Origin of the sequence: Microbacterium sp. NPDC080005 (assembly GCF_040702445.1) — a bacterium.
Taxonomy (GTDB): domain Bacteria; phylum Actinomycetota; class Actinomycetes; order Actinomycetales; family Microbacteriaceae; genus Microbacterium; species Microbacterium oleivorans_D.
Map to the genome: position 1 here is coordinate 342,955 of NZ_JBFBLD010000001.1, position 18,585 is coordinate 361,539.

The 18,585-nt window shown below is 70.6% G+C and carries 19 protein-coding genes; 12 read left to right on the forward strand and 7 right to left on the reverse strand.

All coding sequences use genetic code 11. The annotated features are described in order from the left end of the window. Positions 1–9: 9 nt before the first annotated feature. Positions 10–876: an A/G-specific adenine glycosylase gene (locus AB0259_RS01620; RefSeq protein WP_366221051.1), complete on the reverse strand. Its 867-nt coding sequence runs from the start codon at positions 874–876 to the stop codon at positions 10–12. Positions 877–899: 23 nt separating this feature from the next. On the opposite strand from AB0259_RS01620, the gene truB reads away from it, so the two are divergent. From truB to AB0259_RS01640, 4 genes are read left to right on the forward strand one after another with little or no spacing between them, the layout of a single operon-like run. Further along, positions 900–1,793 carry a tRNA pseudouridine(55) synthase TruB gene (gene truB, locus AB0259_RS01625; RefSeq protein WP_366221049.1) on the forward strand — a complete coding sequence of 298 codons (894 nt, stop codon included), beginning with the start codon at positions 900–902 and terminating at the stop codon, positions 1,791–1,793. Then, positions 1,790–2,158 (forward strand): hypothetical protein, encoded by a 369-nt coding sequence (locus AB0259_RS01630; RefSeq protein WP_251579346.1) that lies wholly within the window; start codon positions 1,790–1,792, stop codon positions 2,156–2,158. Before truB ends, AB0259_RS01630 begins: the two co-directional genes overlap by 4 nt. A 44-nt stretch (positions 2,159–2,202) precedes the next feature. Next, a complete protein-coding gene (locus AB0259_RS01635) occupies positions 2,203–2,658 on the forward strand; it encodes a hypothetical protein (RefSeq protein ID WP_251579348.1) in 456 nt (151 codons plus the stop codon). Then, on the forward strand, positions 2,655–3,620 hold the full coding sequence (locus tag AB0259_RS01640) for a bifunctional riboflavin kinase/FAD synthetase (protein WP_251579350.1): 966 nt from the start codon (positions 2,655–2,657) through the stop codon (positions 3,618–3,620). The genes AB0259_RS01635 and AB0259_RS01640 overlap by 4 nt, the downstream gene beginning before the upstream one ends. 15 nt (positions 3,621–3,635) lie before the next feature. Here the strand turns inward: AB0259_RS01640 and deoC are convergent, their stop codons facing one another. Further along, positions 3,636–4,346, reverse strand: a complete 711-nt coding sequence (gene deoC, locus AB0259_RS01645) for a deoxyribose-phosphate aldolase (RefSeq protein ID WP_251579352.1) — start codon at positions 4,344–4,346, stop codon at positions 3,636–3,638. Between the two features lie 238 nt (positions 4,347–4,584). Here deoC and AB0259_RS01650 point away from each other — a divergent pair, with 238 nt between their 5' ends. The 3 genes from AB0259_RS01650 (at position 4,585) to AB0259_RS01660 (ending at position 8,816) form a co-directional block, all read left to right on the forward strand. Further along, positions 4,585–6,741: a DEAD/DEAH box helicase gene (locus AB0259_RS01650; protein ID WP_366221047.1), complete on the forward strand. Its 2,157-nt coding sequence runs from the start codon at positions 4,585–4,587 to the stop codon at positions 6,739–6,741. A 93-nt stretch (positions 6,742–6,834) separates the two neighbouring features. Continuing rightward, the gene (locus AB0259_RS01655) at positions 6,835–7,863 is read left to right on the forward strand and encodes an ATP-dependent 6-phosphofructokinase (RefSeq protein ID WP_251579357.1); all 1,029 of its coding nucleotides are present in this window, start codon (positions 6,835–6,837) and stop codon (positions 7,861–7,863) included. Positions 7,864–7,874: 11 nt separating this feature from the next. Next, the gene (locus tag AB0259_RS01660; protein ID WP_366221045.1) at positions 7,875–8,816 is read left to right on the forward strand and encodes a DMT family transporter; all 942 of its coding nucleotides are present in this window, start codon (positions 7,875–7,877) and stop codon (positions 8,814–8,816) included. A gap of 6 nt (positions 8,817–8,822) precedes the next feature. Here the strand turns inward: AB0259_RS01660 and AB0259_RS01665 are convergent, their stop codons facing one another. Together AB0259_RS01665 and msrB are read right to left on the reverse strand one after the other, a co-directional pair. Continuing rightward, positions 8,823–10,469 carry a protein kinase gene (locus AB0259_RS01665; RefSeq protein WP_366221044.1) on the reverse strand — a complete coding sequence of 549 codons (1,647 nt, stop codon included), beginning with the start codon at positions 10,467–10,469 and terminating at the stop codon, positions 8,823–8,825. Positions 10,470–10,590: 121 nt separating this feature from the next. Further along, on the reverse strand, positions 10,591–10,995 hold the full coding sequence (msrB, locus tag AB0259_RS01670; RefSeq protein WP_251579374.1) for a peptide-methionine (R)-S-oxide reductase MsrB: 405 nt from the start codon (positions 10,993–10,995) through the stop codon (positions 10,591–10,593). Between the two features lie 87 nt (positions 10,996–11,082). Between msrB and AB0259_RS01675 the strand changes: the two genes are divergently transcribed. The 4 genes from AB0259_RS01675 to groL all read left to right on the forward strand — a co-directional run bounded on the left by AB0259_RS01675 (position 11,083) and on the right by groL (position 14,263). After that, on the forward strand, positions 11,083–11,343 hold the full coding sequence (locus AB0259_RS01675; protein WP_251579376.1) for a DUF3263 domain-containing protein: 261 nt from the start codon (positions 11,083–11,085) through the stop codon (positions 11,341–11,343). A 9-nt stretch (positions 11,344–11,352) separates the two neighbouring features. Further along, positions 11,353–11,985: a LytR C-terminal domain-containing protein gene (locus AB0259_RS01680; protein ID WP_366221043.1), complete on the forward strand. Its 633-nt coding sequence runs from the start codon at positions 11,353–11,355 to the stop codon at positions 11,983–11,985. Positions 11,986–12,127: 142 nt separating this feature from the next. Beyond that, positions 12,128–12,331, forward strand: a complete 204-nt coding sequence (locus tag AB0259_RS01685; protein WP_251579381.1) for a cold-shock protein — start codon at positions 12,128–12,130, stop codon at positions 12,329–12,331. 312 nt (positions 12,332–12,643) lie between these two features. After that, entirely contained in the window at positions 12,644–14,263 is a 1,620-nt protein-coding gene (groL, locus tag AB0259_RS01690) for a chaperonin GroEL (RefSeq protein WP_366221042.1), read from the forward strand. A 66-nt stretch (positions 14,264–14,329) separates the two neighbouring features. On the opposite strand, the gene AB0259_RS01695 is transcribed toward groL, so the two are convergent. The 3 genes from AB0259_RS01695 to AB0259_RS01705 form a co-directional block, all read right to left on the reverse strand. After that, positions 14,330–14,617, reverse strand: a complete 288-nt coding sequence (locus AB0259_RS01695) for a WXG100 family type VII secretion target (protein WP_064001530.1) — start codon at positions 14,615–14,617, stop codon at positions 14,330–14,332. A gap of 111 nt (positions 14,618–14,728) precedes the next feature. Further along, positions 14,729–16,345, reverse strand: a complete 1,617-nt coding sequence (locus AB0259_RS01700) for a HAMP domain-containing sensor histidine kinase (protein WP_251580409.1) — start codon at positions 16,343–16,345, stop codon at positions 14,729–14,731. Positions 16,346–16,460: 115 nt separating this feature from the next. After that, complete coding sequence (locus tag AB0259_RS01705) at positions 16,461–17,153, reverse strand: response regulator transcription factor (protein ID WP_036311868.1); 693 nt, start codon at positions 17,151–17,153, stop codon at positions 16,461–16,463. A gap of 99 nt (positions 17,154–17,252) precedes the next feature. On the opposite strand from AB0259_RS01705, the gene AB0259_RS01710 reads away from it, so the two are divergent. Then, complete coding sequence (locus AB0259_RS01710; protein ID WP_366221041.1) at positions 17,253–18,572, forward strand: CPBP family glutamic-type intramembrane protease; 1,320 nt, start codon at positions 17,253–17,255, stop codon at positions 18,570–18,572. Positions 18,573–18,585 lie beyond the last annotated feature (13 nt).

Here is an 18,585-nt window from a genome sequence, read left to right on the forward strand (position 1 = left end):
CGGGGTCGATCAGCGGGGAAGGTGCAGCGCGCCGCCCGTGACCTCGACGAGTCCGTCGGCGATCAACGAGTCGATGGCCCGGTCCCGCTGCACGGGATCGGGCCACTCCGGGGCCACCTCGTCCGCAGGGACGGGGTGGCCTTCGGCATCCCGCAGCACCTTCATGATCGCGCCGCGCGCCTGGCGGTCGCTGCCCTCGTACCGCGCCTGCTTGCGTCTGCCGTCACCGGTGTCGGGGTATCCCGCCGCACGCCAGGCGCACAGGTCCGTGAGCGGGCATGCTTCGCACCGGGGCGACCGCGCCGTGCAGACCACCGCGCCGAGTTCCATCGCGGCGGCGTTGACGATCGCCGCCTGCGCGTCGTCATCGGGCAGGATCGCCGTCATCGCGGCCAGATCGGCTCTCGCCGGCGGCCCCGGCTGCGACCGGCCGTCGACGGCGCGGGCCAGGACGCGACGCGTGTTGGTGTCGACGACGGGATGCCGGTCCGCGTACGCGAAGACTGCCACCGCGCGTGCGGTGTAGTCGCCGATCCCGGTGAGGGTCAGGAGCGCGTCGACGTCGCGGGGCACCACCCCGTCGTGGCGATCCCGGATCTCGGTCGCGGCGCGGTGCAGCCAGAGCGCACGGCGGGGGTAGCCGAGATTCGCCCACAGGCGCACCGCCTCCGCCGGGGGAGAGGCTGCGAGATCGGCGGGTGTCGGCCATCGTGCGAGCCACTCCTCGAGCCGCGGGATGACCCGCGCCACCGGCGTCTGCTGCAGCATGAACTCGCTGACGAGGGTGCCCCAGGCGCCGAATCCCTCTCGGCGCCACGGCAGATCACGGGCGTTCTCGCGGTACCACGCGATCAGCGGCGAGGCGAGGTCGGGCACCGCTCCAGCCTAGGCTGGAAGCCATGCAGCAGAGCCAGGGGAGCGGCGGGATCCTCCTCGTCGACAAGCCGGCCGGCGTCACGAGCCATGACGTCGTCGCCCGCGCCCGCCGCGCGCTGAACACCCGCAAGATCGGCCATGCCGGCACGCTCGACCCCATGGCGACCGGTCTGCTCGTCCTCGGCGTCGGCCACGCGACCCGGCTCCTCACGTACGTCGTCGGGCTCGACAAGACCTACGAGGCCACGATCCGCCTCGGGGTGAGCACGGACTCCGACGACGCCGACGGCGTCGAGACCGCACGGACGGATGCGGCAGGCGTGACCGACGAGGCGATCCACCGCGGCATCCGGTCGCTCACCGGGCCGATCTCGCAGGTGCCGAGCACCGTCTCCGCCATCAAGGTCGGAGGGCGGCGGGCCTACGATCTCGCTCGCGCGGGCGAGCAGGTCGAGCTGAAGGCGCGGGACGTCGTCATCAGCCGGTTCGACGTGCTCGGCATCCGACGGGAGGAACGAATCGTCGACGTCGACGTCATCGTGGACTGCTCGAGCGGCACCTACATCCGTGCCCTCGCCCGTGACCTCGGCGCCGACCTCGGCGTGGGCGGGCACCTCACGGCGCTCCGCCGCACCCGGATCGGCCCGTTCGGCGTCGCCGATGCCGTCACCGAGCTGACCGCCGAGTCGCCGCTGCAGGATCCCGCGGGTGTCGCGGCATCCCTCCTCGGCTCGTTCCCGGTCACGGCGGACGAGGCGAGAGACCTCCGCCACGGCAAGCGCCTCCTCGGGGCATCCGATCGGTTGCAGACCGAGACGCCCGCTGCGATCGCCCCCGACGGCACGCTCATCGGGATCGTCGGTCGGCGCGGCGACGACGTCAAGAGCCTGATGAACATGCCCGAGGAGCAGCCGTGATCGCCTGGTTCACCGTCGTCCAGATCGTGGTCGCGTGCGCGGCGGGGCTGCTGTGCACGGTGCTGGGCCTCGCGGGGCGCCGTCCGAGCGACCTCTCGGTCGGCACGCAGGCGCTCGTGCTGCTGCTGCTGATCGTGCAGGTCGTCATCGCGATCATCGCCCCGCTCGCGGGAAACCCGCCGACGGGCGACCTGCTCGAGTTCTGGGTGTACCTCGTCTCGGCGGTCCTCATCCCGCCGGCCGCCGTTGCGTGGGCGCTCATCGAGCGCGGTCGCTGGAGCACGGTCGTCATGGGTGTGGCCGCGTTCGCGATCGCGATCATGATCTGGCGGATGAACGTCATCTGGACGGTGCAGGTCGCCTGACCCGGGCCGACCCGTCGCCGCGGCGGTCGTAGGATTGAGGTGCCATGCCTGAGACCGCGCCGACCTCGACCGCTCCGTCGGCTGCACCCCGACGCCGGATGACGGGTGTCGGACGCGTCCTCGTGGTCGTCTACGCCATCATGGCGCTCGGGGCGACGGGACGCTCGTTCGTCCAGATCGTGCGCGAGTTCGACGAAGCCCCGCTCGCGTATTCGCTGTCCGCGCTCGCGGCCCTCGTCTACATCCTCGCCACCCTCGCCCTGATCTTCAGCGCGTCGGAGCGCTGGTACCGCGTCGCCTGGGCGGCGATCGTCTTCGAGCTCGTCGGCGTCCTCGTCGTCGGAACGCTCTCGCTGACGCATCCCGAGCTGTTCGACCACCCGACGGTGTGGTCGGGATACGGCATCGGGTACGTCCTGATCCCTCTCGTGCTGCCGTTCCTGGGCCTGTGGTGGCTCATCGCGCACCGACGCGCCCGCCCTGCGGGGGACGCCGCGTGATCGTCTTCCGCGATCCCGCCGAGGTGCCCGCCGACTTCGGGCCGAGTGTCGTCGCCATCGGCAAGTTCGACGGCGTGCACTCCGGTCACCGCGCCGTGATCGACCGTGCGCGCGTCGCGGCGATGGATGCCGCCGCGCGGGTGGTCGCGGTCACGTTCGACCGCAACCCGCTCGCCCTGCTGCGACCGGATCGCTGCCCGGAGCCCCTCGTGAGCGTCGAGCAGAAGATCGCCCTCCTCGCCGACTCCGGCGTCGACGCGGTGCTGGTCCTCAGGTTCGACGAGGGACTCGCCGGTCTCGCGCCCGAGGAGTTCGCGCAGCGGATCCTCGTCGATGCGCTGCGCTCCGTGTGCGTCATGGTCGGCGTCGACTTCCGGTTCGGGCGAGGGGGAGCGGGTGATCCCGCCTTCCTGACGTCCTTCGGCGCGGCGCACGGGTTCACCGTCGACGTCGTCGGTGACGTCCAGGGCGGGGGTCGCCGGGTCTCGTCCACCTGGGTGCGCGAGATGCTCGCGGCAGGCCAGGTCGAGGATGCGGCGCGGCTGCTCGGGCGCCCGCACGCCGTCCGTGCCGAGGTCGTCCACGGACTGCAGCGCGGGCGGGAGCTCGGCTACCCGACGGCGAATCTCGCCCAGACGGCCGAGGGGTTCATCCCCGCGGACGGTGTCTACGCCGGCTGGCTGATCGACGAGGGGACGGATGCCGGGCGCGTCCGCCCCGCGACGCGGTACCCCGCGGCGATCTCGGTCGGGACGAACCCCACGTTCGACGACGTGCCGCAGCGCCAGGTCGAGGCCTACGTCCTCGACGAGACCGGCCTCGACCTCTACGGGCACACCGTGCAGGTGCAGTTCACCGCGCGCATCCGCGGGATGGTCCGCTTCGAGGGCATCGAGGCCCTCATCGAGCGGATGGATGCCGACGTGGCAGAGGTCCGGGCCGCGTTGCAGCCCGGTACCTGAGAGACGGGAACGGGGTCAGTACGACGAGGAGTCGACGGCCCCGGTGGCCTGGTCGCCCGCGTCGATGCGGCGGGCTTCGCCGAGGATGACGGCGCTGCCGCTCGTGCCTAGCCGCGTCGCGCCGGCTTCGAGCATCGCGATCGCGTCGGCGTAGCTGCGGACACCGCCCGACGCCTTCACCTCGACATCCGCACCCACGGTGCGACGCATGAGCTCGACGTGCGGCACGGTCGCGCCGCCGCCGGCGAACCCGGTCGACGTCTTGACGAAGTGCGCGCCGCCGGCCTCGGTGAGGCGGCTGCCGCGCTCGATCTGCTCCTCGTCGAGGAGAGCGGTCTCGAGGATGACCTTGGTGACCCGGCCTCCGGACGCCTCGACGACCGCACGGATGTCGTCGACCACGACGTCGTCGAAGCCCGAACGCAGTGCGCCGATGTTCACGACCATGTCGACCTCGCTCGCGCCGTCGGCGATCGCCTGACGGGTCTCGGCCACCTTGGCCGTCGTCGAGGTCGTGCCGTGCGGGAAGCCGATGACCGTGCCGACGGCCACGCCGGTGCCGGCGAGGCGCGCCACGGCGTGGGGGATGTCGCTGGGGCGCACGCACACGCTGAAGACGCGCCATTCGGCGGCGATGTCGAGCTCGGCGTCCACGTCTGCGCGGGTGAGCTCCGGCTTCAGGATCGCGTGGTCGATGGTGGCGGCGAGTTCGCGTTCGGTGGGCATGTCACCAGCGTACGCGGCGACGTGCACGACACCGGCGAGCCCGGTCGACGGGCGACGGCGGTGACGCGCTAGAATGAGGGGGAAGGGCCCGTCCCGTCGCCGCCGCTCGCAGAAGCGAGTACCCGCAGCCGTGACGACCCGGGGACCACATTCGTGTCGCGACCGACCTCGCGGCCTCGCAGACCGTCGTCTCGTACGACGCTCGCCGGCATCTGCCGGTGTCACGCTCAGGAGGAGCATGCCGACCACGGCAGCCACCGCCCCCAAGACCGCCGCTCGGCGTCGTCGGGGATCATCGTCGCGCCGAGACGACGAGGCACCCCTCATCCCGATCCTCGCCCGGAAGGTGCGCGAGGTCGAGGCCAAGGCCCAGCGGGGCAAGCTCGGGCCGACCAACCGCGTCAAGTTCCAGGTGATCGCCTTCCTCGTGCGCGAGGAGCGCGCGCGGGTGAAGGCGGCGGCCGACATCGCCGACGGCGCTCGCGCCGAGCTTCTGAAGCGTCTGGACGGCGTGGCGACGATCCTCGCGAAGACCGCCGCCCGCGACACCTCGCTCATCCAGCTGCTCGAAGTCGACCAGGCGACCTCGCCGGTCGCGCGTCGCATGCGTCGTGACTGGCTCCTCGAGTCCGGGGCGGAGCTGCCCGAGGACGAGCTCATCATCACCGACGCGAAGCCCGTTCAGGCTCCGGTCGTCCCCGAGGCGATCGCGGACCGTCAGGTCGTGCCGCCGCAGGTCCAGGCCCGCAAGGAGGCCAACCCGTTCCTCGCCCCGGACGTCGCACTGCGCGCGCCGGTCGCGACGCCGCGACGCCGGCTCGACGGGTGGGAGCTGATGGGACCCCTCTACAAGGCGTTCGAGACCGGCGCCGGCGGCGGGTCCGCCACGATGGAGCTGCCCGCCGTCCCCGAGTTCGACCGCATCTCGCCCAAGGGTCTCGACGTGATGCCGCATCAGTCGCGGTTCCTCGAAGCCGTCCGCACCGGCCACCGCAGCTTCCTGCTGGCCGATGAGCCGGGCCTCGGCAAGACGGCGCAGTCGGTGCTCGCGGCATCCGTCGCCGACGCGTACCCGCTGCTGGTCGTCGTCCCGAACGTCGTGAAGATGAACTGGGCGCGCGAGGTCGAGCGGTGGACGCCCCAGCGCTGCGCCACCGTCATCCAAGGCGACGGCGAGACGATGGACGCCTTCGCGGACATCTTCATCGTCAACTACGAGATCCTCGACCGCCATCTGTCGTGGCTCAGCTCGATCGGCCTGAAGGGCATGGTCGTCGATGAGGCGCACTTCATCAAGAACCTCACGTCGCAGCGTTCGCGGAACGTGCTCGCCCTCGCCTCGCGGATCCGCGAGCAGGTGAGCGACCCCCTGCTGCTCGCCCTGACGGGCACGCCGCTCATCAACGACGTCGAGGACTTCGACGCCATCTGGCGGTTCCTCGGCTGGACGAACGGCGAGAAGCCAGGCCCCGAGCTGATGGCTCGCCTCGACGAGACCGGTCTGACGCCCGCCGACAAGGCGTTCTACCCCGAGGCCCGCTCCGCGGTCATCTCGATGGGCATCGTGCGACGCAAGAAGAAGGACGTCGCCGCCGACCTCCCGGACAAGCTCGTGGCCGACCTCCCCGTCGAGCTCGACGACGAGTTCGGCCGCTCGATCCGCGCCGCCGAACGCGAGCTGGGCGAGCGCCTCGCCGCGAAGTACCGCCGCATCATCGAGGCTCGCGGCGACCGCGTCATCCGCGGTGACGTCGACGAGGACATCGTGCGCCTCGTCGCGCACGGGGAGCTCGAAGAGGCCAAGGCCGCCGGCTCGGGCTCTGAGAACGTCTTCACGATGGTGCGTCGCATCGGTCAGGCCAAGTCCCACCTGGCCGCCGATTACGCGGTGCAGCTGCAGCGCTCTGTCGGCAAGGTCGTCTTCTTCGCCAAGCACATCGATGTGATGGATGCCGCGGAGGCGCACTTCGCGTCGGCGGGGCTCCGCACGGTCTCGATCCGCGGCGACCAGACCACGCCGGTCCGTCAGCAGGCGATCGACGCGTTCAACGGCGACCCGGACGTCGCCATCGCGGTGTGCTCGCTCACGGCGGCCGGCGTCGGCCTGAACCTCCAGGCCGCATCCAACGTCGTGCTCGCCGAGCTCAGCTGGACGGCCGCCGAGCAGACGCAGGCGATCGACCGCGTGCACCGCATCGGGCAGGACGAGCCGGTGACGGCCTGGCGCATCATCGCGGCGCACACGATCGACACGAAGATCGCCGAGCTCATCGACAGCAAGCAGGGACTCGCACAGCGCGCCCTCGACGGCGACGCGGTCGACCCGACCTCGAGCGACTCCGTGCAGCTGTCGGCGCTCATGCACCTGCTCCGGCAGGCGCTCGGCGCCGCCTGAGTCCGCTCGGCTGGCAGGTGATGCCGTCGCGGCGATAGTGTCGTCGAGGCAGCGTCGCCCCCAGCATCAACCCGAGATCACCTAAGGACCATCATGAAGATCGGTATCCTCACGAGCGGCGGCGACTGCCCAGGCCTGAACGCCGTCATCCGGGGCATCGTGCTGAAGGGCACGACGACCTACGACATCGAGTTCGTGGGCATCCGCGACGGCTGGCGCGGTGTGGTCGACGGTGACTTCTTCCCCCTCACCCGTCACGAGGTGAAGGGTCTGTCCAAGGTCGGCGGAACGATCCTCGGCACGAGCCGGACGAACCCCTACGAGGGTCCCCGCGGCGGCGCCGAGAACATCTCCAAGACGATGTACGGCCACCGCCTCGACGGCATCGTCGCGATCGGCGGCGAGGGCACCCTGGCTGCCGCCGACCGACTGCACAAGGACGGCATCAACGTCCTGGGTGTGCCCAAGACGATCGACAACGACCTGCACGCCACCGACTACTCGTTCGGTTTCGACACCGCCGTGAACATCGCGACCGAGGCGATGGACCGGCTGCGGACCACCGGCGACTCCCACCAGCGCTGCATGGTCGCCGAAGTGATGGGGCGCCACGTCGGCTGGATCGCGCTGCACTCGGGTATCGCGGCGGGTGCACACGTCATCTGCATCCCCGAGCACCCGATGTCCATCGACGAGATCGCCGAGCAGGTGCAGAAGGCGCACGACCGCGGGCGCGCGCCGCTCGTGGTCGTCTCCGAGGGCTTCACCCTCACGGGGATGGAGGAGGCCTACAGCGACAAGGGCCTCGACGCCTTCAACCGTCCCCGTCTCGGCGGCATCAGTGAGATCCTCGCCCCCGAGATCGAGCGGATCACGGGTATCGAGACGCGGGCGACCGTCCTCGGCCACATCCAGCGCGGCGGATCGCCCTCGGGCTTCGACCGCGTGCTCGCCACGCGGCTGGGCCTCCACGCCGCAGACGCGGTCGTCGACGGTGCCTGGGGTCAGATGGTCGCCATGCAGGGCACCGAGATCGTGCGGGTGCCCTTCGCGGAGGCGCTCGGATCGCTGCACACCGTGCCGGCGCACCGCTACGAAGAAGCCGCCGCGCTGTTCGGTTGAGTACGGCCGGCGTGACGAGCCCGCCGGCGCGGCTGGCGCCCGCTCTGCTGGGAGCGGTGTCGGTCGGCGTCCTCACGGCCGTCCAAGCGCGCATCAACGGCCAGCTCGGCGTGCGTCTTGAGCATGCGATGGCCGCCGCGGTCATCTCCTTCGGGAGCGGCCTGTTGCTGATCGCGCTCGTCTCCGTGCTGACCCCCGCGGGGCGCCGCGGTGCGGCCCTGCTTGCCCGCGGCATCCGTGAGCGCAGCATTCCGTGGTGGATGCTGGTGGGCGGGGCCGCGGGAGCGCTGACGGTCGGCACGCAGGCCGTTGCCGTCGGGATCGTGGGGGTGTCCCTCTTCACCGTCGGCATCGTCGCGGGGCAGACGGTGGGTGGTCTGATCCTCGACCGCGTCGGCTACGGGCCCGGCGGGGTGGTCGCGGTCACCGTCCCACGCCTGGTCGGCGGTGCGCTCGCGCTGGCCGCGGTGGGAGTCGTCCTGATTTCGGGGGACGGCCTCGCCGGTGTCCCCGTGTGGATGGTCGTGCTCCCCGTGGTCGTCGGTGCCGGACTCGCGTGGCAGCAGGCGACCAACGGCCGCCTGCGCGCCCGCGTCGGGACCCCCGTCACGGCGACGCTGGTGAACTTCACTCTGGGCACCGCGATCCTGGCGGTCCTGGCCGTCATCGTGACGATCGTCGAGGGCCCGCCGGCGCCGTTGCCGACCGAGCCGTGGCTGTACCTCGGCGGCGCGCTGGGCGTCACCTACATCATGCTGTCGGCCGCGCTCGTGGCACGCACGGGCGTGCTCCTGTTCGGGCTGGCGGCGGTGTCCGGCCAGCTCCTCGCGTCGCTCGCCCTCGACGTCCTGTGGCCCGCTCCGGCCGGTCCCGGCGTGGTGATCGAGGCCGTCACCGTCGTCATCGGCTTGACGTCGGTGTTCGTCGCGGCGTTCTGGCGCGTGCGCCGCTGAGGCGGGTCAGCCCGTCGGTGCGGGCGACGGCGCCTCCGGCGTCGGAGTGTCGGCCGGTTCGGGCTCGGTGACGGTGTCGTCGGTGGGCGCCGGACTCGGTTCCGTGGGGTCGGTATCGCCGCCGTCGGTGGCGCCATCGTCGGTGACCCCCTCGTCGGAACCGTCTGTCGTGCCGGTGTCCTCGGCGGGGTCGGTGGTCCCGTCGTCGGGCGTCGCCTCGTCGACGGGGGGCTCGCTGGTCTCCTCGGGTGTCGGCGTCGTGTCCTGCTCCTCGGTCGTGCCGCTGTCGCTGACCGTGTCGACCTCCTCGGCGGTGTCCTCCTCGTCGACCGGAGCGGTCGGGCTCACGCCGGGCGTCGGGTCGGTCACTGGAGGCGGATCCGCCGGAGTGCCCTCGTCGCCGCCGGCGGTGAGGGCCAGGATGCCGCCCGCCCCGGCGACGATCGCCGCCGCGGCAGCCGCGGTGACCCAGATCGTCGCGCGGCGACGTGGGCGTCGGCGGTTCCGCCGTGCGGTCGGCTCCGCTTCGGCGGGTGCCGTCCGTGACGGCACGGAGTCCGCCGCCCGTGTCGCCACGTCTGCCGGCCGGGCGCCGGAGGGGGCCGCCAGCACGCTGGTGGGGGCCGTACCCGGCGCAGACGGAGGCGGCGCGGCATCGCCCGCGGCGGTTCCGGCGGGCAGGGCCTCAGTCGCGGCATCCGCCGCCGTGCCGTCACGTGTGTCCGCCGAATCGTCGCGGACGACGCCGTCGGCCATCGCCGCGCCGATGGTTCCGGCCGCGGCCACTCCGGCGGGAAGGGCCTCGGTGGGTGCATCGGACGTCGTCGTGGCGAGCGAACGCGCTCGGATCGCGACGTCGAGGGCGGTGGGCCGCTCGGCCGGGTCGACGCGCGTCATGGCGCGCAGGAGTTCCTGCCACGCCGGGTCGAGTCCCGCGGGGATCTCCGGCGGGGCTTCGAGGCGCGCGAGCGCGGTCGCGACGCCTGCCGCGTCCGGGAAGGCCCGTGACCCCGTGAGGGATTCGATGAGGACCAGGCCGAGTGCGTAGACGTCGGCGGGCGGTGCCGGATCCACGCCCCGCACCTGCTCGGGAGCGAGGTAGGCGGCGGTGCCGATCACTTCGCCGGGATTCGTCACCCGGGCCGTGTCGACGAGGTAGGCGATGCCGAAATCGGCGAGTTTGGCGCGGAACTCGTGATCGGGCAGATGAGAGGGTGCGAGGAGGACGTTCGACGGCTTCACGTCACGGTGCACGACACCGGCCCCGTGGGCGACGTGGAGGGCTTCGCCGAGGTCGGCCGCCATGATCGCCGCCGCAGGCGGTGTCAGCGGGGATCGGGCGATGCGCGTCGTGAGGGTCGGCCCCTCGACGAGCTCCATCACGAGATAGGGCGGGTCGGCGTCGAGCTGAGCGTCGTAGAGGGTCACCAGCGACGGGTGGTTGAGCGCAGCCAGCACACTGACCTCGCCGCGCGCGCGACTGTCGGCGGCGACCCCGTCGGCGCCCGAGCGCACGATCTTGATCGCGACCTCGCGACCGAGGACGACGTCCTCGCCGCGGAAGACGTCCGCCATCCCGCCGCGTCCCAGGGTCTCGCCGAGGCGGTAGCGGCCACCCAGCAGGTCGTCGGTGGCGTCGGTGGTGTCGGGCATGTGCATCCTCCGACCGCGGCGACTCTCACCGCGCTCGTGGCCACGGTAGATGCGACAGGCCGCGGCGACACCAGGGTTGACGGTGTCGTCGCGGCCTGCAAGCGGGCGGTCGCCGCTGACGTCAGTCGTTCTTCGGTGTGAACGAGAGCGACAGCGAGTTCATGCAGTAGCGGTCGCCGGTGGGGGTGCCGAAACCGTCAGGGAAGACGTGCCCCAGGTGCGAGCCGCAGTTCGCGCAGCGCACCTCCGTGCGCACCATTCCGTGACTGCGATCCTCGATCAGCTCGACGGCCTCCGGGCGCACCGACTCGTAGAAGCTCGGCCAGCCGCAGTGCGAATCGAACTTGGTCCCGCTCTGGAACAGTTCGGCGCCGCACGCCGCACAGGTGTAGAGGCCGGCCCGGTCCTCGTCGAGGAGTTCGCCCGTCCATGCGCGCTCCGTTCCCGCCTGCCGCAGCACGGTGTACTGCTCGGGTGTCAGCTCCTCCCGCCACTGCTCGTCGGTCTTCTCCACGCGATAGCTCATGTGTTGTTCCTTCCCTCGACATATTCAACCGGACGAACCGCCCCGATGTTCCGCGATGACCGATGATGCTCGTCGTAGCGTGGGGGAGTGCCCCTCTCCGATCGCGACCGCGCCGTCCTCGACTTCGAGGCGCGCTGGCCCGGGCACTCCGGGGCGAAGGAGGAGGCGCTGCGTGCGGGCCTCTCTCTGACCCCTGCGCGCTACTACCAGCTGCTCGGGCGGATCCTGGAGTCGGCGGACGCCGTCGCCTACGACCCGGTCCTCGTGCACCGGCTGCGGCGCCTTCAGGCCGCACAGGAGCGGGAGCGCCGCTCGCGCGCCAGGATCCTCCCGGCGTCGGCCCGATAGCATTCTCGGGTGCCGTCTCCGACCTCCCCTGCCGAGCCAGAGCAGCCCACCTCCGCGGAAGCACCCGCATCGGCGGTGCGCGCTGTCGCGAAGGATCGCTTCGACGACGTGCCGCATCACCCCGCTCGGGTCGGGGCGCATCGGGCGGAGAACCCCCGGCTGCGCGTGGGCGTCATCGTGCTGTGGTCGGTGGTCGCGACCGTCGCGATCGTCGCGGTGGGTGTGCTCAGCACGATGTTCGCGACCGGTCGTCTCGATTTCGCTCCCCGCTCGGAGTCCACCGCCACATCGCAGGTGGTCGCCCCGCAGGTCGACACGTCGTATCAGGTCCTGATCCTCAACGCGACGCCGGATGCCGCTCTGGGACAGGCCGTGCGCGACGATGTCATCGCCGCAGGCTGGGCCGAGGCGGATGTCGAGGAGAGCAACGCCAGCTCGGACGACTTCCCGACCACCACCGTGTACTACGGCACCGCGGCGGACGAGGCCGCCGCCCGTGGACTGGCCGACGCGATCGGCGGCGCGGAGGTGTCGCTCGACGACACCTACCAGGTGGTCGCACCGCCCGAGACGGCGAGCGCGGAGGGCGAGACGCGCTCTCAGCTCGTGGTGGTCGTTGGGCTCGACTTCGGCTCGGAGTGACCCCTTCCGCGGCGGCTCGACCGCCGCGTGTTTCGCCGTCGTAAACACTTCGGTTCGGGGGTGTCAACAAAGCCCGGAACCGCCGGATCCGCCGTCGAGGCGTGGCTAGCATTTCGGTGTCCCACAGCTTCAGGAGATTCGCATGACCCAGGGAACCGTCAAGTGGTTCAACGCCGAGAAGGGCTTCGGCTTCATCACCCTCGGTGACGGACAGGACGTCTTCGTCCACTACTCGAACATCGAGATGTCGGGATTCCGTGTCCTCGAAGAGGGTCAGTCGGTCGAGTTCACCGTCGGGACCGGTCAGAAGGGCCCGCAGGCCGAGTCGGTCCGCGTCGTCGCCTGACACCCCGCATCCCTCCATCTCGGGCGCCGCGATCAGAGGCGCCGTCACGCGAAGAGACGTCCCGCAGTGGGCGTCTCTTCGCGGTTGTGGACGGTCGATGAGGGCTGCTGAGGCGTCCCGTCGGGAACCTCGGACCCCCGTTCGGCGCAGACGTCGTCCCGCACGCCGCGACACATCCGGTGCGGCTTGCACTCCCTAGGGTCGAGTGCCAGAATGATTTAGCACTCACTCATCATGAGTGCCAGAACTATCCCGCTCCCAGTCCCTGGGGGCACGGTACTGAACCTCACGTCCGGGAGGGACGACACACTTATGGCAAAGATCATCGCTTTCGACGAGGAGGCCCGTCGCGGCCTCGAGCGCGGCCTCAACACCCTGGCCGACGCCGTCAAGGTGACGCTCGGCCCCCGCGGCCGCAACGTCGTGCTCGAGAAGAAGTGGGGCGCCCCCACGATCACGAACGACGGCGTGTCGATCGCCAAGGAGATCGAGCTCGACGACCCATACGAGAAGATCGGCGCGGAGCTCGTCAAGGAGGTCGCGAAGAAGACCGACGACGTCGCCGGTGACGGTACGACGACGGCCACCGTCCTCGCCCAGGCGCTCGTGCGCGAGGGTCTGCGCAACGTCGCAGCCGGTGCCGACCCGATCTCGCTCAAGAAGGGCATCGAGAAGGCCGTCAAGGCTCTCTCCGACGAGCTGCTCGCCGGCGCGAAGGAGATCGAGACGAAGGACCAGATCGCGGCGACGGCGTCCATCTCTGCTGCCGACCCCGAGATCGGCGCCCTGATCGCCGAGGCCATCGACAAGGTGGGCAAGGAAGGCGTCGTCACGGTCGAGGAGTCCAACACCTTCGGCACCGAGCTCGAGCTCACCGAGGGCATGCGCTTCGACAAGGGCTACATCAACCCCTACTTCGTCACCGACGCCGAGCGTCAGGAAGCGGTCTTCGAGGACCCCTACATCCTGATCGCGAACCAGAAGATCTCGAACATCAAGGACCTTCTGCCCGTCGTCGACAAGGTGATCCAGGACGGCAAGGAGCTCCTGATCATCGCCGAGGACGTCGAGGGTGAGGCTCTCGCGACCCTCGTGCTCAACAAGATCCGCGGCATCTTCAAGTCGGCTGCCGTCAAGGCCCCCGGCTTCGGCGACCGTCGCAAGGCCCAGCTGCAGGACATCGCCATCCTCACCGGCGGCCAGGTCATCACCGAGGAGGTCGGTCTCAAGCTCGAGAACGCCACCCTCGACCTGCTCGGCCGTGCGCGCAAGGTCATCATCACCAAGGACGAGACCACCATCGTCGAGGGTGCCGGTGACGCGTCGCAGATCGAGGGTCGCGTGACCCAGATCCGTCGCGAGATCGAGAACACGGACAGCGACTACGACCGCGAGAAGCTGCAGGAGCGTCTCGCCAAGCTCGCCGGCGGCGTCGCCGTCATCAAGGCGGGCGCGGCCACCGAGGTCGAGCTCAAGGAGCGCAAGCACCGCATCGAGGACGCCGTCCGCAACGCGAAGGCGGCCGTCGAGGAGGGCATCGTCCCCGGTGGTGGCGTCGCGCTGATCCAGGCGGGCGAGAAGGCCTTCGCGAACCTCGAGCTGGTCGGTGACGAGGCGACCGGTGCGAACATCGTCAAGGTCGCGATCCAGGCTCCGCTGAAGCAGATCGCGCTGAACGCCGGTCTCGAGCCCGGTGTCGTCTCGAACAAGGTCGCCGAGCTCCCCGCGGGTCAGGGCCTCAACGCCGCCACGGGCGAGTACGTCGACATGTTCGCTGCGGGCATCATCGACCCGGCCAAGGTCACGCGCTCGGCGCTGCAGAACGCTGCATCGATCGCCGGTCTGTTCCTGACCACGGAGGTCGTCGTCGCGGACAAGCCCGAGAAGGTCGCGGCGCCGGCAGGCGACCCGACCGGTGGCATGGACTTCTGATCGACCGCTGAATCGCGAGCGAAGGGCCCCTCCTCCGGGAGGGGCCCTTCGTCGTTCCCGGCACGGTCAGCGGAACATCCCCGCGGCGGCCATCTCGGTCTGGGCATACTGCTGACCGACGGCGCCGAGAGCCGTGCTGATGTCGGCGAGGGCGGCGTCGAGTTCACGCTGCGCGGCCCGCCAGCGCTCGACCACGGACTGGAAGGCCACGGACGCACTGCCGGTCCACGATCCCTGCAGCTGGGTCAGATGCCCGAGCATCGCGGTGGTCTCGGACTGGACCCGGTCGCCGGTGGCCCGGATGGTGCTGGTGGCGGCGAGGACGGCGTCGCTGTCGACGGTGAAGGTGGACATCGCGGTTCCTTTCGATCGGATGCCGCCACGCTAGAAGCGCTCCGATCGACACCCGCCTCTCCGCACGACACCGGGGAGGGGGCGGGCGGGACGAGGCCTGGGGAGGAGGTCTCAGGCGTCGGGAAGCGAGGTGCGCGGCAGCGGCTGCGTGGACAGGTCGAGCGCGGCGCCGGCGGTGGCCCGATCGACCGCGAGAGGCAGCCAGACGGTGAAGGTCGCGCCGCCACCGGGGGTGTCGGTGACCTCGATGGTGCCCTGCAGCGTCGCGACGATGGACGCGACGATCGACAGGCCGAGACCCGAGCCGCCCGTCTCGCGGGTCCGAGAGGAGTCCGCTCGCCAGAAGCGCTGGAAGATCTTGGCGCGGATCTGCTCCGGGATCCCCTCGCCGTGATCGGCCACCGAGATCCAGCCGCGCGACGACTCGAGGTCGGCGCCCACGGCGAGCTCGATCGGCGACCCCTCCGGGGTGTAGCGGCGTGCGTTGCCGAGCAGGTTCGCCACGACCTGACGGATGCGGTTCTCATCGCCGAGCACGATCGGGGCGGCGGTCTGCGGCGTGGGCACGACGATGGGCGAGGTCACCAGGGCCGGGGGCGGGGCATCCGCTCTGCCGCGACGGCGGAGCAGACGTCCGGCGCCGGCGATGGGCCCCGGGCGCCGCTTGGGTGCCTCGGGGTCCGGCTCGGCGAGCATCGCCAGGGGGATGACCGAGCTGGCTGTGTGCCCCGTGAAGGTCACCTCGCGGTCCGGGGCGGCGGCGCGCGCGTCCAGAGCGGCATCGCGGGCGATGGGACGGAGGTCGACCGGGACGACGGCGATGTCGCGCTGCTCGTCGAGGCGCGCGAGCGCGAGGAGGTCTTCGACCAGCGCGCCCATCCGTATCGCCTCCTTCTCGATGCGCTCCATCGCCTGCGTCGTCTGCTCGGGGTCCTGGATCGCCCCCATCCGATAGAGCTCCGCATAGCCGCGGACCGTCACGAGAGGGGTGCGGAGTTCATGGCTGGCATCGCCGATGAACCGCCGCATCCGTTCCACCGTCGAGTCGCGCTCGCCGAGGGCCTCGTCGATGCGGTCGAGCATGACGTTGATGGCGGTCTTCAGGCGCCCCACTTCGGTGCCGGGGGCGATGTCGCTCATTCGCTGGCTGAAGTCGCCCTTCGCGATCGTCATGGCCGTGGACTCGACCTGGCCGAGCCCGCGGAACGCGAGGGTCACGAGGCCCCGGGTGAGAACGGCGCTGCACAGGATCGTGAAGAGGGCGAGCGCCGTGTAGATGCCGATGTAGTTGGCGACGGTGCGGTTGACGTCATTGAGAGGGAGGGCGACCAGCTGCGTGTAGTAGTCGCGCGAGCCCGGGATCGGGAGGGTGTCGACGCTCGCGCGGTAGCGCACGGTGCCGTCGGCCGAGGAGAGATCGAAGGGGGCCGTCCCGTTGAGCACGGTCTGGTCGAGGGAGAACGTCTCGGGGAACTGCGGCGGGGACAGCGAGGAATCCCCGCCGGCGACGGCGAGCAGCCGCCCGTCGCCCTTGCCGCTGTAGACCGCGACGGCGAAGTCCGTCGGTGCCGCAGCGATCGGGGTGAAGCTCGCCTCGCCGTCCTCGATCGTGACGTTCATGAGGTTGCTCGCGATGTCGGTCGTCACCGTCTGCGTGAGGGACTGGTCGACGGCGTTCAGCTGCGCGTTGCGCAGGAAGATCATGGTGCCGACACCCGCGCCGATCATGCCGAAGGCGAGCACGCTGACGGTGACACCCGTGACCTTCGCACGCAGGCTGAGGCCTCGCCACCAGCGGGTGACGCGGTCCTGCTTCTCGGTCGGGCCCAGGGGGCGCCTCCGTTCAGGCGGTGCGGTCGGCCTTCAGCATGTACCCGAAGCCGCGCTTGGTCTGGATGAGCGGCTCGGACGAGTGCGGGTCGATCTTGCGGCGCAGGTACGAGATGTAGCTCTCCACGATGCCGGCGTCGCCGTTGAAGTCGTACTCCCACACGTGGTCGAGGATCTGCGCCTTGCTGAGCACCCGGTTGGGGTTGAGCATCAGGTAGCGCAGGAGCTTGAACTCGGTGGGGGACAGGTCGATGGAGACGTCGCCGACCTGGACGTCGTGGGTGTCCTGGTCCATCGTGATCTCGCCGGCCTTGATGATGGAGTCCTCGTCGGCCTGCATCGTCCGGCGCAGGATGGCCTGGATGCGGGCGACGATCTCGTCGAGGCTGAAGGGCTTGGTGACGTAGTCGTCGCCGCCGGAGTTGAGGCCCTCGATCTTGTCCTCCGTCGCGTCCTTCGCGGTGAGGAAGAGGATGGGGGCGGTGTATCCCGCGCCGCGGAGGCGCTTCGTGACGCTGAACCCGTTCATGTCGGGCAGCATGACGTCGAGGATGATGAGGTCGGGTTCTTCCTCGAGGACGGCCGAGATGGTCTGGGCGCCGTTCGCGACGGCGCGGACCTGGTATCCGGCGAACCGAAGACTCGTGACCAGCAGGTCCCGGATGTTCGGCTCGTCGTCGACGACGAGGATTCGCGCAGCGGTCATGTGCCCATACTGGCACCGGAATCCATCGGTTTGCTGGACATTCCCGCGTCGGGTCGCCTCGGGGTACGATCCCCGTCCGGGGTGGGACAGGATGGGACGGTGACTGTTCCGCAGCCCCGACCTCCGCATCCCCTTCCCGCCGACGCGACCGGGAACGGTCTCGCGTTCCACCGTCTGGTCTTCGCGCGCGAGCGCCGCGGGTGGTGGGTGCCGCTCGTGACGGGCATCCTCGGTGTCGTCTTCTTCCTCGTCGGATCGCTGCTGATCGGTCTGCTCTTCGGCATCCTGGTGTTCGCTGCGGATCCGACAGCCGGCGCCGACGCGATGCTGCGCCGGCTGACCGTCATGGACGTCACGGACCCGATCGGGCTCGCGGTGATCCTGCTCTCGCTCGCGATCCTCTGGCCGTCGTACCTGTTCGCGTCGTGGATCGTCGCGGGCAAACGCATCGGCCACATCTCGTCCGTCGCAGGACGGCTGCGGTGGCGGTGGATGCTGCTGTGCGCCGGGGCCGCGGTCGTCGTCTACATCGTCGTCTCGGCGCTCACCTTCCTCATCCCCGTCGAGGAGGGGTCGAGCGGCGACCTCGTCGCACCCCAGGACAACGCGTCGTTCGTCGCATCGCTGCTGGTCGTCCTCCTGCTCGTGCCCTTCCAGGCGACCGCGGAGGAATACGTCTTCCGCGGCTACCTCATGCAGACGGTCGGTCGCTGGCTGCGGCATCCGGCCTGGGCGATCCTGCTGCCCGTCCCGCTGTTCGTCCTCGGCCACGTGTATGACGTGCTGGGGCAGACGAGCGTGGCGGCGTTCGCGATCGCGGCGGGCTGGCTCACCTGGCGCACGGGCGGTCTGGAGGCCGCGATAGCGCTGCACGTCATCAACAACATCGTCGCGTTCGGGTTCTCGGTGTTCGGACTCAGCGACGCCAATGCGACCGACACGACGGTGATGGGGCTGGTCTCGTCCGTCGTGATGATCGCCATCTACGTCGGGGTCGTCGAGTGGCTGTGGCGGCGTGGCGACGGTCGACGCACGCTGCGTCTGACACCGGCGCCCGAGCCCGTCTACACGCCGCCCGTCTACGGCTATGCCCCCTACGGGCAGCCCGCGTACGGCTTTGCACCCTCCGGGCAGCCGGTCTACGGCCAGCCGCCCGTCTACGGACAGCCGCCGGTGTACGGACGGCCTCCCGTCTACGGGCAGCCGCCGGTCGCGCCGGCGCCCGATCCGGCTCCCGCCGAGCCGTACTCCGGGCCGCCTCTCCAGCCGCACCAGGCTCCGCGGTGGGGCGAGTACGCACCGGCACCCGACCACTCGCGGGCGCCGGAGACCCCGACCGCCGACCCGAGCCCGGCACCGGACGGCTCCGGCTCGTCGGGTGACGGCGGGGCGTCCGGGTCGTCGTCCTCGTCGAACTGAGGCTCCCGACCTG